This is a genomic window from Collinsella sp. WCA1-178-WT-3 (M1) (assembly GCF_009696325.1).
In the GTDB taxonomy this organism is placed as follows: domain Bacteria; phylum Actinomycetota; class Coriobacteriia; order Coriobacteriales; family Coriobacteriaceae; genus Collinsella.
Genome location: NZ_VUME01000001.1, coordinates 106,700 through 121,584 on the forward strand (window position 1 = coordinate 106,700; position 14,885 = coordinate 121,584).

The following is a 14,885-nucleotide window of genomic DNA, read 5'->3' on the forward strand; positions in this document are numbered from 1 at the left end:
CTCAAAAGTACCTTCACAGTTACAGCTTGTTAGCGATCTTCTTTACCGTGCGCTTAACGCCGGCCACCAGGCCTCCTGCAGGATGCTCCTTCTCGTATGCTAGGCGCTTCTCGCGCTTGGCGTACTCTTCGACGATGATGTCGCCATACTCGTCTTCGATCTTGTCGAAGAAGTCGACGGCGCCCTTAATTTCCTCAGCGGTCGGGTGTCCCTTTTGGACACCACCGGTGAGTTTGAACGGCCCCCACGTATCAAAGCCGGGGCAGCCGTAGACACCCATAAAGATGGCCTGCCTCATGCGGCAGATGCCATCGATATCCTTGCCGTACCACTTGTTTTTGCCACCGTAGGTCATAAGGCCAAACACCTTGTCCTGCGGCTGCAGCACGTTAGTGAGCACGCGTGCCATATCCTTGTCGATCTCGGAGTAATAGATGCCCGTGGCGACACCGATCAGATGATATTCGTGCAGGTTGGGATACTCGTTTTTGCCGAGCGCCTTGACGTCGAGGGTATCGATCTCGGGGTGTGCCTCGACGATGGCGTCCACGAGCTTTTTCGTATTGCCGTGATGGCGCGAGGCGTAGAGGATGATGGTTCGCATAAGAAGGCCTTCCAGCTGTAATTGCATCAATGTCTGTATGGTACCCCGTTGCATGGCTGGGATACCGGACACATCGCTGAGCGTGCGGGTTTGTCCTTTGGTCAGGGCCGAGACGGATACTTGCGAGCAAAAGCAGTTGTTCGAAAGGATGGGCAATGGTATACGCTCTCTCCAACGATTCGATTTCCATTAAGGTGTCCACGGCTGGTGGTTCGTTTACCTCGATTGAGGCCGGAGGCCGCGAGTACTTGTGGCAGGGCGATCCCGCCGTGTGGTCCGGCCAGGCACCGATTTGCTTCCCGATTTGCGGAGGCCTGCGCGATGGCAGCGCCATGACGTTTGCCGGGCATCATGTAAAGCTCGCTCGCCACGGGTTTGCGCGCAAACAGGAGTGGAAGCTGCTGAGCCAAAGCGCAAACGAGCTGGCTATGTGCCTGGCTTCGGAGGATAACGCCGCGCTGCTGAGAGATTATCCCTACCCGTTTAAGCTTGTCGCTCGTTATACGCTCGAGGACGCTGCCGTGCGCGTTTCCTATGAGGTGACCAACGAGGGCACCGAGGACATGCCGTTCTTTATCGGTGGACACCCCGGCTTTAGGTGCCCGCTCGACGAGGGCGAGGCCTATACGGACTACGAGTTGCGCTTCGAGAAAGACGAGGCTGCGGAGCTTTGCACCGCCGTACCCTCGACTGGCTTGATTGATGTAGCTAACCGTTCAAAGAACCCCATGGTGGGAAAGACGCTACCCCTGTCGCATGAGCTCTTCGATTTTGCGGAGACCATCTTTGACGTGCTCGAGAGTCGTCAGGTCACGCTTTCCAAGAAGGGCGAGGACAAGGGCGTTCGCTTGAGTTTTGAGGGTTTCCCGTACCTCATCGTGTGGAGTAAGCCCGAGGGCGATTTTGTGGCAGTTGAGCCCTGGGGCGGCCTCTCGACCTGCTCCGATGAGGACGACGTACTTGAGCATAAGCGCGGCTGCCTTGTCGCCAAGCCCAAGGAGACTGTCGTTCGCTCGTTCACGATTGAGATTCTGTAATTCCGTTTTGTCGACTCGTATCGCGAGGCACAAGGAGCCCGCGAGATAAGGAGCTAAAATGATCCTCACCGTTACGATGAACCCGTCTGTCGATACGCGCTATCAGCTCGATGAGCTCATTATCGACGACGTCAACCGTGTGACGCCCGAAAAGACCGCCGGCGGCAAGGGTCTCAACGTGGCCCGTGTGCTGGGCCAGCTGGGCGACGACGTTGTGGCAACCGGTCTGCTCGGTGGCCATATGGGCGCCTATATGGCAGAGCTCATGGATGCCAACGGTATTAACAACGACTTTGTGCCCATCAAAGGCGAGACTCGCATTTGCCTCAACATCCTCCACGCCGGCAACCAGACCGAGCTGCTCGAGAGCGGCCCGACGATTGCCCCCGAGGAGCTGGATGCCTTTACCGCCAAGTTTACCGAGCTGGCTGGCAAGGCCGACGTCGTCACTATTTCGGGTTCGCTGCCCCGCGGCGTCGAGGCGGACTACTACGCCAAGATCACTGGCATTGCCGAGAATGCCGGCGCAAAGGTGCTGCTCGATACCTCGGGCGCTTCGCTAGAGGCTGCCCTCAAGTCCGAGGTCAAGCCCGAGCTGGTTAAGCCTAACCTAACCGAGATCAACGGCCTTCTGGGCACGAGCTTTACCACCGATGATGTGGACGAGCTCCGGGCCGCACTTGCCTCTGATGCCCGCTTCTCCGATATCCCCTGGGTCGTCGTGTCCATGGGCGCTGCCGGCTCCGTGGGCTTCCACAACGGACGTGCGTTCCGTGCCAAGACCCCCGATATCCCCGCCGTTAACGCTACGGGTTCCGGCGACTCCACTATCGCCGGTTTCGCGCATGCCATCGCTGCCGGCGCGGACGACGAGACGGTGCTGCGTACCGCCAACACCTGCGGCAAGCTCAATGCCATGGATCCCATGACCGGTCATCTGGTCATGGACCGTTGGGACGAGGTCTACAACGGCGTTGTCGTGGCCGAGCTGTAAGAACTTGGGCGTCGGCTCCGGCATCGGTTGTTTGCTTGTGGTTAGAGCCAACGACAAGTGCGGTAGCATTATGCCGGGGCGCGACGCCGATGCTGTCGTGTTCATTCCCGACCTTACCCTGGTCGAGACGTATGCGGGCGGCAACAGCTTTGGTAACGCGTTTGCCGAGTAGCCGCCAAAGAAACGATCCGAGAGGGGATTTAGATGATTTACGGTGCATTGGGCGATATCGAGGAGTACCGCGGAATGCTCAAGGGCCTCGACGTGCTGATCGACTGGCTCGAGGAGAACGACCCGGCGGAGCTCGAGGTCGGCAGCCATCCGATTCTGGGCGACAAGGTCTTTGCAAACGTCATGGCTCCCACGACGCGTCCCGAGGCCGAGGCTCACTATGAGACGCATCAGCGCTATCACGACCTGCAGATCGACGTCGAGGGTCGCGAGGCCTTTAAGGTCGCCACGGGCAGCCTGACGCTGGTCCAGGAGTTTGACGAGAAGGACGACTACGATCTGGTCGATTCCGACGCCTCGATCGCCGGCGATCTTGCCGACGACAAGTTTGCGCTGTTTGTTGCCGGCGAGCCTCACATGCCCACGCTCGAGTTCCCGGGCGATGGCGCGCAGCCGGTCAAGAAGATCTGCTTTAAGCTGCTTGCAGACGCTTACTGGGAGGAATAGCGCGCTGCCCGACTGAGCTGTTCGTATGCTGGCGTGTTTTCCCTAAGGGAAGCACGCTACGACCCCGTTAATCGTGTTTTCCCTAGGGGAATCACGATTAACGGGGTTTCTGTTTTTGAATAGGGGAGCTGACGCTGTTGCGATGCGTGGGTAGGCGCGCGCACTCAAAATCGAAAACAAAAAAGCCGCCCGAAGGCGGCTGTCTTGTGCGATGGAGCCAGCGACCGGGCTCGAACCGGTGACCCCCGCTTTACGAGAGCGGTGCTCTACCAACTGAGCTACGCTGGCGGCCATGTGGTGACGCAGCTGAGGCGTCAACGGCTGTCTATGATACGGGACATCGCAAATCCGCGCAAGTGTTCTGACAGCTTTTCTCACGTTAAATGCACCAATCATTCAAGCCGGGATGTGTCTGGTTGCCTACAACTAGGTAGAAAAACGCCCGTCGGCGGTGTGCCGGCGGGCGTTGCTGTGCGATATGTCGCGTTGTGGGCTTAGTGCCTCATAAAGTGGTATTCGATCACATTGCTGTAGGGGTGATCCGGGCCCACAATGCCCTGCGGGAACAGCGGCTGGTGCGGCGTGTCGGGGTACATCTCGGCCTCGAGGGCAAAGCCGGCGCCCCAGCCATAGTTAGCATCGTCCTTGGCGTGCTCGTCGCCCAGCCAGTTGCCGGTGTAGAGCTGCACGCCCGGGGCGGTGGTGTAGTAGTCCAGCTCACGACCGGTCCACATCTCCTCGACGTGCAGAGCGCGACGCAGGTTGCGGCCGTACTGATAGCCGCCAATGCACAGGCAGTGGTCGTAGCCGCGTGCCTGCTTGATCTGCGGATCGTCGGCCTCCATGCCGGGCGCGACGGGGCGTAACTCGCGAAAATCAAACGGTGTTCCCTCGACCGGAGCAATCTCGCCAGTAGGAATGTTCTGGTCGTCAATGGGCAGGTAGTGGGCGGCGTTGGCAACAAAGAAGTGCTCGCAGTCCATGCCGGCGTTATGGCCGGCAAGGTTAAAGTACGTGTGGTTGGTTATGGACACGTACGTGGCGCGGTCGCTCTCGCAGCCATATTCGATACGGAAGCGGCCGGTGTGCGTCACGGTAAACACGGCCGTAAAGGTGCGGTTGCCGGGCAGGCCCAACTCGCCATCCTCAAGCGAGGTGGTCATGCGCACGGCGTTGTGAGCCTCGTCGAGCTCAACATCCCACACGCGCTTGTGCAGGCCGTGCTCAAGATCGCTGTGCAGGTTGTTGGTGCCCTCGTTGGCGGGCATATGCCAGTCCGTACCGTCGATGGTGATCGTGGCGCCCGCAGTGCGGTTTGCCACGGGGCCGATGGTCGCGCCAAAGCAGGCGGGGTTGTCAAAGTAATCCTCGAGCTTATCGAAGCCCAGCACCACATCGCGCACGTTGCCGGGAATGTCGGGAACATCGATACCCAGCACGGTGGCGCCATAGTCCATAATGCGAACGCAGATCTCGGGCCCGTTGAGGGTGTAACGATGAACGGGGGTACCGCACGGCGCGGTGCCGAAAAGCTCAGAAGTGATCATTTGGTTCCTAACATCGAGGTATTTCCGACAAACTGTAGCGCGAACAGGTGAGATTATCACTACATCCCACTAAAGCAGGGGGTATTTTTCTCAAAAAAGTGATGATTGGAGCCGTGCGGGCGTTCATTTTTGACGCGCACGAGTCTGATACAATTTGTTCGTTACTGTTTGAATGATATGCGCGCAAAGAACGGCGAGGATTCATCGTGATTAAAGCGGAGCGACAGGATAAGGTTCGTCAGCTGCTCGAGGAGCAGGGCACGGTCTCGGTCAAGGAGATTTCGGATGCACTGGGCGTCTCGGATATGACGATCCGCCGTGATCTAGAGGAGCTTGCGAGCCTGGGCGAAATCGAGCGCGTGCACGGCGGCGCCCGCAGTGCGCAGGGTCGTCCCCACGCTATGCTGCGCCACGAGTACTCGCACAGCGAAAAGCGCACCAAGCATGCCGAGGAAAAGCTGCAGATTGCGCGCCGCGCCGTGGAGCTTATCGAGGAAGGTTCGACCATCTTTTTGGGCACGGGCACTACGGTTGAGCAGATGGCCTCGATGCTGCCGGCGTGCCGCCTGCGCATTGTGACCAACTCGCTTTCGGTGTTTAACCTGCTCGAGGCGCGCGAAGACTGCGAACTGTGCCTGGTGGGCGGCGTGTACCGCCGACGCACTGCCGCCTTTGTGGGCCCCACGGCCGAGGACACCTTGCGCGCACTGGGGATCGACGCAGCCTTTATCGGCGCAAACGGCATTTTGGACGGCGACGTGTCTACGTCTAACATGGAAGAGGGTCGTATCCAGCAGCTCGCCTTTAGCAAGGCCGACTCGCGCTATCTGATCGCCGATTCCAGCAAGATCGGCAAGCGCGACTTCTACACCTTCTGCCGCCTGGACAATTTGGACGCCGTGGTGTGCGAGCCGAGTATCGCCGCCGAGGATCGCGCCGCCATCGAGGAGCATACGCAGGTTATTTGCTAGCTAGCGCTGCAGGATTGCTAGCAAGCGCTGTGTGAGGACTTTTGCCCCCCTGTCATTGTGGGGAATCGGCGCGCCAGCGCTATGCGATATGACGCGCAAATGGGGACTTCGCTATCAAATTGTCTCAACCTGTAACAGGTAGGGGTGAAGTCACCAACCAGATGTTACAGATTGAGATTTTTGGCCCGGCCTATTCCGTTTGTCTCAATCTGTAACAGCTAGGATCCAAAAACTCGACTATGTGTTACAGATCGAGATTTTGTCTATCCAGCCATCACCTTTGTCTTGATCTGTAACAGTTAGACGGTTAAAAGCGAGTTAGATGTTACAGATTGAGATATTTCTGCTCGGGCGTTCTGTTTGTCTCGATTTGTAACAGCTAGGGCCGAAATATTCGGTTAGATGTTACAAATCGAGACAAACGACCTGCTCGGGCCGCGCCAAAACAAAAGAGGCCGCATACGAACCCGTGGAGGGATTCGCATGCGGCCGACAGGGGATATGCGGCGAAAACTAGGCCATGAGCAGGCCGGTCTCCGCGACGTTCTTGTACCAGTATGCGCTTGCCTTGGGATAGCGGGCCTGGGTCTCAAAGTCGATGTAGAACAGGCCGTAGCGCTTGTTGTAGCCGTTGGTCCAGGAGAACTGGTCCTGCAGCGACCACACAAAGTAACCGTCGACGTTTACGCCGCCGTCGATTGCCTTGAGGATCCATGCGAGATGCTGACGCATATAGTCGATGCGAGGGGCGTCATCGATAAAGCCGTCCTCAAAGTCGTCCTTATAGCCCATGCCGTTCTCGGTGATGTAGATCTTCTTGTAGTTGGGGTAATCGTTCTTAATGCGCAGTAGCAGGTCGTACAGGCCCTCGGGATAGATGATCCAGTCCCAATCGGTGGTGGGAACGCCTTCGCGCACGCACGACTCGCCCACGCCCTTGAGGAACCAGCGCGAAGATCCCTTGTCGCCGGTGCCATTGTGGTTGATGTCGTTTTCGCCCTCGGCAGCACGCAGGAACTGGCACTTGTAGGTGTTGACGCCCAGGCAATCGTTGTAGGGGAGCGCGGCGGTCAGCGCGGCGATGTCCTCGTCGCGAACGTCGAGCTCGCCGCCGGCGATATGGGCAAGCTTGGTCGCGGCTTCCATGGTGTCGGCTGCATAGTGGCCGCGGAAGGTGGCATCGAGTACCCAGCGGTTGTTGATGACGTCGGCCATGCGAGCTGCCTCGCAGTCGGCGGCGTTGTTGGGGTCGAGGGGATACTTGGGCTCCAGGTTCTGGACAATGCCGATCTCGCCCTCAAAGCCGCCCTCATGGAAGGCGACGACAGCCTTGGCGTGGGCCACCATCATGTTGTGCATAAGCTGGAAGGCCTTGTCCAGGCGATACTTCTCGCCGTGCGGCCAGTTGCCGACGATAAAACTGCCCTCGGCGGTCGCGGGAATCTCGTTAAAGGTAAACCAGTGCTTGACCTCGGTGAACTCGGCAAAGCAGAACTTGGCGTACTCGACAAAGGCGTCGATCGTCGTGCGCGTCAGGAAGCCTTCGCCGCCGTTCTGGTAAAAGGCCTCGGGCGTATCAAAGTGATCGAGCGTGACATAGGGGATAACGCCGGCATTGTTGCAGGTGGCAAAGAGCTCGTGATAGAAGGCGACACCCTCGGGGTTAATCTCACCGGTGCCGTTGGGAAAGATGCGGCTCCAAGCGATGGAGACGCGGATACCGTTGATGCCGAAGCGCTGGCACAGGTCGATATCGACCGGATACTTGTTGTAGAAGTCGCTTGCGGGGTCGGGGGAGAAGCGACCCTGAGCTGCCAGGAAATCGTCCCAGGGCACTTTGCCCTTGCCGTGCGTGCGGGTCTCGCCCTCAACTTGGTAAGCGGCAGTGGCGCCGCCAAACACAAAGCCGTCGGGGAACTGCATGGGATTGGTCATGAGGCATCCTTTCTGTGGGATACGAATAGGGAGAGGTGCCCGAACTGGGGATCCGGGCACCAACAGAGGGAGGAGCTAGTCGAGGTTCTCACGGAGCCACTTGATGGCGCCAGCGGGGTCGCGGGTAAGGTCGATATATTCCTTACCGCGCGGGGCGAGCAGCTTAATGCCCAGACGATCGGTGTCGGCCTTCATGTCGTTGTAGTAGCTACGAACCTGCGGGGCAAGCACGATAACGTCGTACTGATCCATGATGGCAGTGTGCTGGCCATAGGCGCCTGCGGAGGAAGCAATGTTCTCTCCGGTCTGCGCAGCACCTTCCTTGATGGCGTTGGCAAGCATGGCAGAGGTGCCGGCACCGGCGCACAGGACGAGGACTTTCAGGCCGTCGACATCCTTCTTAGCGGATGCTTCGACGACGGGCTCGGGCTGATCGGCGACAGGCTTGCTGTCGGCAGCGGCAACGGTCGTCTCGACGGAAGCGGTAGTCTGCTCGGCAGCGGGCGCAGAGGCGTTGGCGGCGATGGCAGCGGCGCCATTGGACTCAAGACCCAGCTCGGCGGCGCGCTCGGCCTCCTGGTCGCAGAGCAGCTTGTCGTATGCCTTCAAGAACGGCAGGTAGATGATGGCGTCCAGCAAGATGATGATCGCGACAAATACCAGGGCAATAAGCTGGAAGTTCGTGGTGATGAAAATGCCGATGGGGGCGGGGGTGGCCCAAGGCACCACGAAGGAGAAGCCGTTCATGCCCACATTATCGATAAAGAACTTGGCAACACTTACGTTGACGCAGCCGGCGGCAACAAAGGGGATGAGCATGTAGGGGTTAAGGATCATCGGCGCGCCAAAGAGAAGCGGTTCGTTGACGGCGAAGGCAACAGGAACAATCGAAGCCTTACCGACGGCTTTGAGCTGCTTGGACTTCATGAAGAGAATCAGCAGAAGCGGCACGATGAACGTGGCGCCGGTGCCGCCGAACTCACCCACGAGCGACATGTTGAAGGTGAGGGAATGGGCGGGGTGACCACCGGCCAGCAGAACCTGCAGGTTCTCGGCCTGGTTGGCAAGACGGATGGGGTCGATGCCCGGCTGGACAATCGAAGGACCGTGGACACCGATGAACCAGAAGAACGCGGTGGCTGCCTGGATAAGGATAAGGCCAGGATAGGTTTCTGCAGCGGTAAAGAGCGGGGAGAGCAGTTTGATGAGCAGCTCGGAGAACGGAACGCCCATGAGGTTGCGCACGACGACATCGATGATGCCGCAGATGATGACGGCGCCGCCAAAGGGGATGATGTCGCGGAAGTTCTGAGCGATGGCGCCCGGAACCTCCTTGGGCAGCTTAATGGTCAGATCGCGCGAGACGCAGAACTTATAGACCCACACGGTAATGAACGCGGCGATATAAGCCGAGAACAGACCGCGCGTACCCATGCTGGTGCAATCGAAGACCGAAAGCTCGGAGCCGTCGAACTTGGTGGTGAACTGCGTAACAGCGAGCAGCAGCATGCTGCACTGGGCGGCCACCATGGTGGAGCCGTCGTTGAGCACTTTGCCGGCGGGCATGCGACGGTTCATAGAAGCCGTAAAGTTCTTGGCAGTGGTGCCGGCAACCATGATGCCCATGACGCCCATGGTGAAGTTGTACAGCTTGTTGCACCAGTCGATGAGCGGTTGGGGCAACGTGATGCCGACCACGCCGGGAAGCGTGGCGATTAGCAAAAAAATCGAAGAGGTGAGGACGATGGGCATGCACCCAAGGAATCCGTCTTTGATGGCCTGGAGGTAGATGTTTCTCGAGATCTTCTCGAAGAACGGTTGATGCTTTTCGAGCATCTTTACGATGGCGTCCATAGAGCTCCTTTGCTGCTTGATGCGCGATGCATGTGGATGGAACTGGTCGTCGATGGATTGTTAGGACTGCCCGGAAACCTTCCTGCTTAAGGAAGGCATTGCGAAATGACAACGTTGTCATTTCGCTAATGACAACGTAAGACATTTTTGGATGAGCAACAAGGATTTACAGGTGAACGGTCGATATCGTCCGATAAACGGCTGATTTATCAGTCAGGCAGGTAGTGTATGCTAGAACACAAAAAACAAGCGATGCAAAACCGACTGGAGAAGCAGTGGCAACGATGGACAAGAAAAATGTCTCAATGAATGATGTGGCGATTGCCGCGGGCGTTTCTCTCAAGACGGTGTCGCGCGTAATCAACGAGCCCGATAGCGTACGAGAGTCGACACGCGATAGGGTCCATGATGCCATGGAGGCGCTTGGGTTCCGGGCGAACTTTGCCGCGCGTTCACTCAAGTTGGGCCGTTACGGGTGCATCGGCGTGGTGATGTTCCACTTATCGGGCGGCGCCGTGGACATGATTGACGGTATCGCCGATGCCGCCGAAGAACGCGGCTTTGCGCTCACGATGATCAAAAAGCGGGCGGGGGAGAAGATGACCCTTGCCGAAGCGGCGCGTAGAATGTCGCAGCTGCCTGTTGATGGCATGATCTTCAACCTGCGTCAGATGGTCGATGACTTTGATACCTTTGAGGCGCCGAAAGACCTCAAGACGGTGATCATTACGCCGATGGAGCATCCTACCTGCTCCACCGTCAGCGACGACCAAGAGGGCGGCGCGCGCATGGCGTGCGAGTACTTCTTGAACCACGGGCACAAGAACGTGTATTTCGTTTCTGGTAAAAAAGAGTCGCTGTCGAGCCAGTGCCGTATAAAAGGTTGGCGTGCAGCACTCGAGACGCGTGGCATTGAGCCGCCCGAGCCTCTGCAAGGTGATTGGAATGCGGATAGTGGCTATGCCGCGGGCCTTGTGCTTGCCGATAAACCCGATTGCACGGCGGTCCTCGCTGCTAACGACTGCATGGCAAACGGCGTGATGATGGCTCTACGTGACAAAGGACTCAGTGTGCCCGACGACGTGTCCGTGATCGGCTTCGACGATGAGCTCTACAAGACGATTCCCAACTCGATTCTGACGTCGGTGAAGTTTCGTCACCGCGAGCTGGGCATCCGTGCACTTAACGAGGTCGTCGCAGGTCTGGAAGTCCCGAGCTCCAGAAGCCGTACGCTCGTCTCGGGCGTGTTGGTCGAGCGTTCCAGCGTGAAGGACCTGCGGGTGTAGACGTGCTCGGCTCGTTCATCTCAATCTGTAACAGTTAGGACCGAAATACTCGGCTAGATGTTACAGATCGAGATTGAGAGGATTGTCCTGTGCGTTTATCTCAATCTGTAACAACCAGACGTCCAAAACCGGTTTTAGTGTTACAGATTTAGACAATTCGGCCCCGTCTTCCCGGTTTGTCTTGATTTGTAACAGCTAGGGACCAAAAACTCGGCTAGATGTTACAGATCGAGACAAACGGCCCCCCAGCCGAACAAAAACAAAAGGCCGGGGGCGGCGCGCCGTGTGACGTGCCACCCCCGGCTGAGAAATGGGGACAGGTTATGTGAGCGGGGCAATTCCGCTGGTCGCCAGCCGCTAGTCCAGACGACGGGTCTGCGCCACGTGCTTGTACCAGTAGGCGCTTGCCTTGGGCGTGCGCTTCTGGGTTTCAAAGTCAACGTAGAAGAAGCCATAGCGCTTGTTGTAACCATTGGTCCAGGAGAACTGATCCTGCAGACTCCACAGGAAGTAGCCGCCCACGTTGACGCCCACCTCCATGGCCTTGAGCAGCCAGCGCAAGTGCTGCTCGATGTAGTCGATGCGCGGCTGGTCGTCCACAAAACCGTCCTTGTAGGGGTCCTTGTAGCCCATGCCGTTTTCTGTAATGAAGATCTGCTTGTAGTTGGGGTAGCGCTGCTTAATGTAGACGAGCAGATCGAACAGGCCCTCGGGATAGATGATCCAGTCCCAGTCGGTGGTGGGGATGCCAGGCTTGTTCACGTGCTCGCCAATACCCTTAACGCGCCAGCGGCCGGTGCCCTTCTCGCCCGTACCGTTGTGGTGTAGGTCGTTCTCGCCGTCGTAAGCCTTCAAGAAGCGGCACTGGTAGTTGTTGACGCCCAGGTAATCGTTGTAGAGCGCGGCCTCGCGCATAATCTCGAGGTCCTCGTCCAGGATCTCGATGGTGCCGCCCGAGACGGCAGCCAGACGGTTGGCGCACTCGAGGGTGTCGGGCGCGTAGTCGCCGCGGAAGGTGGCGTCGAGCAAGAACTGGTTCTGCAACACGTGCTCGTTGTTGGCGGCTTTGATGTCGGCGGGGTCGTTCTCGTTGAGCGGATACTTAAACTCCAACGACTGAATGACGCCGATCTTGCCCTTAAAACCGCCGTTGTGGAAGGCCAGTACGGCCTTGGCGTGGGCGAGCATCATGTTGTGCTCGCACTGGAAAGCCTCGGCCAGATGCGCCTTGACGCCGCCGGGGAAGGTGCCCTCGATGTAGGTGTTGGAGGCATCGGCCCAAATCTCGTTAAAGGTGAACCAGTAGGTCACCTGGTCGGCGTACTCCTTAAAGCAGAAGGTGGCAAAGTCCACAAAGGCATCGATGGTCTCGCGGTTGAGGAAGTCGCCCTTCTCAAAGAGGGCAAGCGGCGTGTCGAAGTGATGCAGCGTGACAAACGGCTCAACGTGGTGCTTGTGGCACTCGGCGAAGAGATCGTGGTAGAACTGCACGCCCTCGGGGTTGATCTCGCCGGTGCCGTTGGGGAAGATGCGGCTCCAGGCAATGGAGAGGCGAATGCCGTTGATGCCGAACTCCTCGCACAGCTCCAGATCGACGGGGTACTGGTTGTAGAAGTCCGAAGCGGGATCGGGGGAAAAGCGCCCCTGGGCCTCCAGGAAGTCGTCCCAGGCAACCTTGCCTTTACCGTGGGTGCGGGTCTCGCCCTCTACCTGGTAGGCAGCAGTGGCGCCGCCAAAGACAAAGTCCTCGGGAAACTGCGCAGGCGGGTTGGTAACGCTAGCAGGGTTAACGGACATGATGATCCAATCGTCTAAATCGAAGGGCCAGCCGGTCTTGGATGGTCGGCTGGCCCTGTGCGTTACTTACTTCGAGAGTTGCTCGGCGACGAAGGCGAGAGACTTATCGCCGTTCTGGGAAAGCTCAATGTACTGCTTACCGCGGCAGGCGACGCACTTGTTGCCCACGCGCTCGCAGTCCTTCTGCAGGTCTGCCAGGTAGCTTGCGGCCTGCGGGGCCAGGACGATCAGATCGAAGTCGGGGAGCATGTCCACGTGGTTGCCATAGGCCTCGGCAGCGGTTTCAAGATTGATGCCGCGCTCCTTGGCGGCCTTGGCCAGCGCGTTGGCGAGCAGGCCCGAGGTACCGCCACCCTGACAGAGCACGAGCACGCGCTTGCCGTTGAGGTCGCTGGTGGCCGTTGCCTCGGCAGCGGGTGCTGCGGAAGCGGCGGGAGCGCCGGCTTCCACGGCCTCGGCAGCAGCGCCGGCGGCAACGCTCTTGGCGTCAGCCTTGCCCTGGAAGGCATCGTTGAGCTTGGCGGCCTTCTCGGCGTTCTTGGCGGCGAGCTCCTCCTGGGAAATCTCGGCCTCCTCGGCGCACTTCTGGGCGTCATAGGCACGGAAGAACGGATAGTACAGAACGAAGTCGACGACCAGGATAAGGGCGAGCATCACAAAGGCGAGCGGCTGGAAGCCCAGGCCCATGATGGTGCCGATGGGGCCGGGGACGGTCCAGGGCAGGGTGTACATAAAGCCGTTCATGCCCAAGAAGTCGATAAAGATCTTGAGGATCCAGATGTTGGCGATCGGGGCAAAGACAAACGGGACAAAGAAGACGGGGTTGAGCACGATAGGCGCGGCGAACAGCAGCGGCTCGTTGACGGCAAAGCACACGGGGACGATAGCGGCCTTACCAACGGCGCGCATCTCCTGGGACTTGGCCAGGAAGCAGAACATAAAGACCAGGACGAGCGTGGCGCCGGTGCCGCCCATGCAGACGACGAAGTACTGGGCACCCTGGGTCAGAACAGCGGAAGCGTGCTGGCCGGCCTGGAACGCAGCCAGGTTGTCGGTCATGTTGGCAACAAGGGCGGCGGCGATGGCGGGCTCGACGATCGAGGGGCCGTGGACGCCCACGAACCAGAACAGGCTCATGGCGCCGTAAATCACAGCAAGGCCGATGTAGCCGTCGGCAGCGGTGAACAGGGGCTGGAACACCTGGATGACGCCCTGGGCAAAGCAGAAGCCAAAGGCAGCGCGGAAGACGATGTCAAAGACCCAAAAGACGGTGATGCAGACGGAGAAGGGGATGATGTCCTTAAAGGTCTGCGAGATGTTGGGCGGAACCTGCTCGGGCATCTTGACGGTGATGTTGCGCTTGATAAAGAACTTGTAGATGATGCCGGTCACAAACGCAGCGATGAAGGCGGTCAGCAGGCCCTTGGAACCAAGGTAGGTGGTGTTGAAACCGCTGGCAGCATCCGTGGCGATGGTGTCGCTCGAAAGGAGCAAGAAGCCGATGATGGCCGCGCACATGCACGAGATAAAGTTGATCTGGTTATTCTTGGGCAGATCGCGGTTCTGGGCGTCGGCGAAATGCTTGGCCGTGGTAGCGGCGCAGGCGATGGCCAGGATGCCCATGGAGTAGTTGTAGCACTTCCACAGGGCGTTGTTGATGTCATCGGGCCAGTAGAAACCCCAGATGTTGGGGACCGAGGCTACCAGGCAGAAGATGGACGAGAAGATGATGATGGGGATGACGGAGATAAAACCGTCGCGGATCGCCTTGAGGTACTTGTTGCGGGCGATCGCGTTGAAAAAGGGCTGGCCCTTTTCGATGGTGGCGATGAGTTGCTCCATGCAAAGCTCCTAAGAGTCGGTGGGTTAGCAACGATGGTAACTTTTGACGTTTGGTTGCCAAAATGTTGACGTTGCCATTTTGTGACACAAAATAAGACGCGAACCGATGGCCCCTGTGCCTGCGGACCGTCGATTTCTTGCGCGTAAACATTTGAGCCGCCCGGTGGCCCTGTGTTTGCACAATGGCAACGTTAACATTTGGACGATAAAAGCCGTTCGGGGAAGCAAAAATGTCGGTGAACGGTAGGTTTTGGGTGGTGAGCGTATGGTGGGGGAGGCGTTAGATATACTTGAAGACGTTTCATTTGACTGCGTAGGGTGCCACCAATGGCATCGTTGA

General features: G+C 58.4%; 11 protein-coding genes and 1 tRNA gene. 5 read left to right on the plus strand and 7 right to left on the minus strand.

Features of this window, described 5'->3' with window-relative positions:
- Positions 1-19: 19 nt before the first annotated feature.
- Complete coding sequence (locus FYJ40_RS00500) at positions 20-604, minus strand: flavodoxin domain-containing protein (protein WP_229770598.1); 585 nt, start codon at positions 602-604, stop codon at positions 20-22.
- A gap of 155 nt (positions 605-759) precedes the next feature.
- On the opposite strand from FYJ40_RS00500, the gene FYJ40_RS00505 reads away from it, so the two are divergent.
- The 3 genes from FYJ40_RS00505 to FYJ40_RS00520 all read left to right on the plus strand — a co-directional run bounded on the left by FYJ40_RS00505 (position 760) and on the right by FYJ40_RS00520 (position 3,313).
- Entirely contained in the window at positions 760-1,641 is an 882-nt protein-coding gene (locus FYJ40_RS00505; RefSeq protein ID WP_154514986.1) for an aldose 1-epimerase family protein, read from the plus strand.
- A 58-nt stretch (positions 1,642-1,699) separates the two neighbouring features.
- Positions 1,700-2,635 carry a hexose kinase gene (locus tag FYJ40_RS00510; RefSeq protein ID WP_154514985.1) on the plus strand — a complete coding sequence of 312 codons (936 nt, stop codon included), beginning with the start codon at positions 1,700-1,702 and terminating at the stop codon, positions 2,633-2,635.
- A gap of 204 nt (positions 2,636-2,839) precedes the next feature.
- Entirely contained in the window at positions 2,840-3,313 is a 474-nt protein-coding gene (locus tag FYJ40_RS00520; protein WP_117778978.1) for a YhcH/YjgK/YiaL family protein, read from the plus strand.
- Positions 3,314-3,525: 212 nt separating this feature from the next.
- Here the strand turns inward: FYJ40_RS00520 and FYJ40_RS00525 are convergent.
- A tRNA-Thr gene (locus FYJ40_RS00525) sits at positions 3,526-3,601 on the minus strand.
- 206 nt (positions 3,602-3,807) lie between these two features.
- A complete protein-coding gene (locus FYJ40_RS00530; protein WP_154514983.1) occupies positions 3,808-4,860 on the minus strand; it encodes an aldose epimerase family protein in 1,053 nt (350 codons plus the stop codon).
- Between the two features lie 206 nt (positions 4,861-5,066).
- Between FYJ40_RS00530 and FYJ40_RS00535 the strand changes: the two genes are divergently transcribed.
- On the plus strand, positions 5,067-5,831 hold the full coding sequence (locus FYJ40_RS00535) for a DeoR/GlpR family DNA-binding transcription regulator (RefSeq protein WP_370450545.1): 765 nt from the start codon (positions 5,067-5,069) through the stop codon (positions 5,829-5,831).
- 513 nt (positions 5,832-6,344) lie between these two features.
- Here FYJ40_RS00535 and lacG (FYJ40_RS00540) read toward each other — a convergent pair.
- The gene (lacG, locus tag FYJ40_RS00540) at positions 6,345-7,766 is read right to left on the minus strand and encodes a 6-phospho-beta-galactosidase (RefSeq protein ID WP_229770599.1); all 1,422 of its coding nucleotides are present in this window, start codon (positions 7,764-7,766) and stop codon (positions 6,345-6,347) included.
- A gap of 75 nt (positions 7,767-7,841) precedes the next feature.
- Entirely contained in the window at positions 7,842-9,620 is a 1,779-nt protein-coding gene (locus FYJ40_RS00545; protein ID WP_154514981.1) for a PTS lactose transporter subunit IIBC, read from the minus strand.
- 284 nt (positions 9,621-9,904) lie between these two features.
- On the opposite strand from FYJ40_RS00545, the gene FYJ40_RS00550 reads away from it, so the two are divergent.
- A complete protein-coding gene (locus FYJ40_RS00550) occupies positions 9,905-10,906 on the plus strand; it encodes a LacI family DNA-binding transcriptional regulator (RefSeq protein ID WP_154514979.1) in 1,002 nt (333 codons plus the stop codon).
- 357 nt (positions 10,907-11,263) lie between these two features.
- Here the strand turns inward: FYJ40_RS00550 and lacG (FYJ40_RS00555) are convergent, their stop codons facing one another.
- Both lacG (FYJ40_RS00555) and FYJ40_RS00560 read right to left on the minus strand, forming a co-directional pair.
- Complete coding sequence (gene lacG / locus FYJ40_RS00555; protein ID WP_154514977.1) at positions 11,264-12,703, minus strand: 6-phospho-beta-galactosidase; 1,440 nt, start codon at positions 12,701-12,703, stop codon at positions 11,264-11,266.
- A 66-nt stretch (positions 12,704-12,769) separates the two neighbouring features.
- The gene (locus FYJ40_RS00560) at positions 12,770-14,545 is read right to left on the minus strand and encodes a PTS transporter subunit EIIC (RefSeq protein ID WP_154514975.1); all 1,776 of its coding nucleotides are present in this window, start codon (positions 14,543-14,545) and stop codon (positions 12,770-12,772) included.
- Positions 14,546-14,885: the final 340 nt, after the last annotated feature.

Excerpts from the sequence above, each read along its gene's own strand:
- FYJ40_RS00520 (WP_117778978.1), top strand. The coding sequence starts at position 2,840 with ATGATTTACGGTGCATTGGGCGATATCGAGGAGTACCGCGGAATGCTC.
- FYJ40_RS00530 (WP_154514983.1), bottom strand. The coding sequence starts at position 4,860 with ATGATCACTTCTGAGCTTTTCGGCACCGCGCCGTGCGGTACCCCCGTT.
- FYJ40_RS00545 (WP_154514981.1), bottom strand. The coding sequence starts at position 9,620 with ATGGACGCCATCGTAAAGATGCTCGAAAAGCATCAACCGTTCTTCGAG.
- FYJ40_RS00510 (WP_154514985.1), top strand. The coding sequence starts at position 1,700 with ATGATCCTCACCGTTACGATGAACCCGTCTGTCGATACGCGCTATCAG.
- lacG (WP_229770599.1), bottom strand. The coding sequence starts at position 7,766 with ATGACCAATCCCATGCAGTTCCCCGACGGCTTTGTGTTTGGCGGCGCC.
- FYJ40_RS00550 (WP_154514979.1), top strand. The coding sequence starts at position 9,905 with ATGGACAAGAAAAATGTCTCAATGAATGATGTGGCGATTGCCGCGGGC.
- FYJ40_RS00560 (WP_154514975.1), bottom strand. The coding sequence starts at position 14,545 with ATGGAGCAACTCATCGCCACCATCGAAAAGGGCCAGCCCTTTTTCAAC.
- FYJ40_RS00500 (WP_229770598.1), bottom strand. The coding sequence starts at position 604 with ATGCGAACCATCATCCTCTACGCCTCGCGCCATCACGGCAATACGAAA.
- FYJ40_RS00505 (WP_154514986.1), top strand. The coding sequence starts at position 760 with ATGGTATACGCTCTCTCCAACGATTCGATTTCCATTAAGGTGTCCACG.
- lacG (WP_154514977.1), bottom strand. The coding sequence starts at position 12,703 with ATGTCCGTTAACCCTGCTAGCGTTACCAACCCGCCTGCGCAGTTTCCC.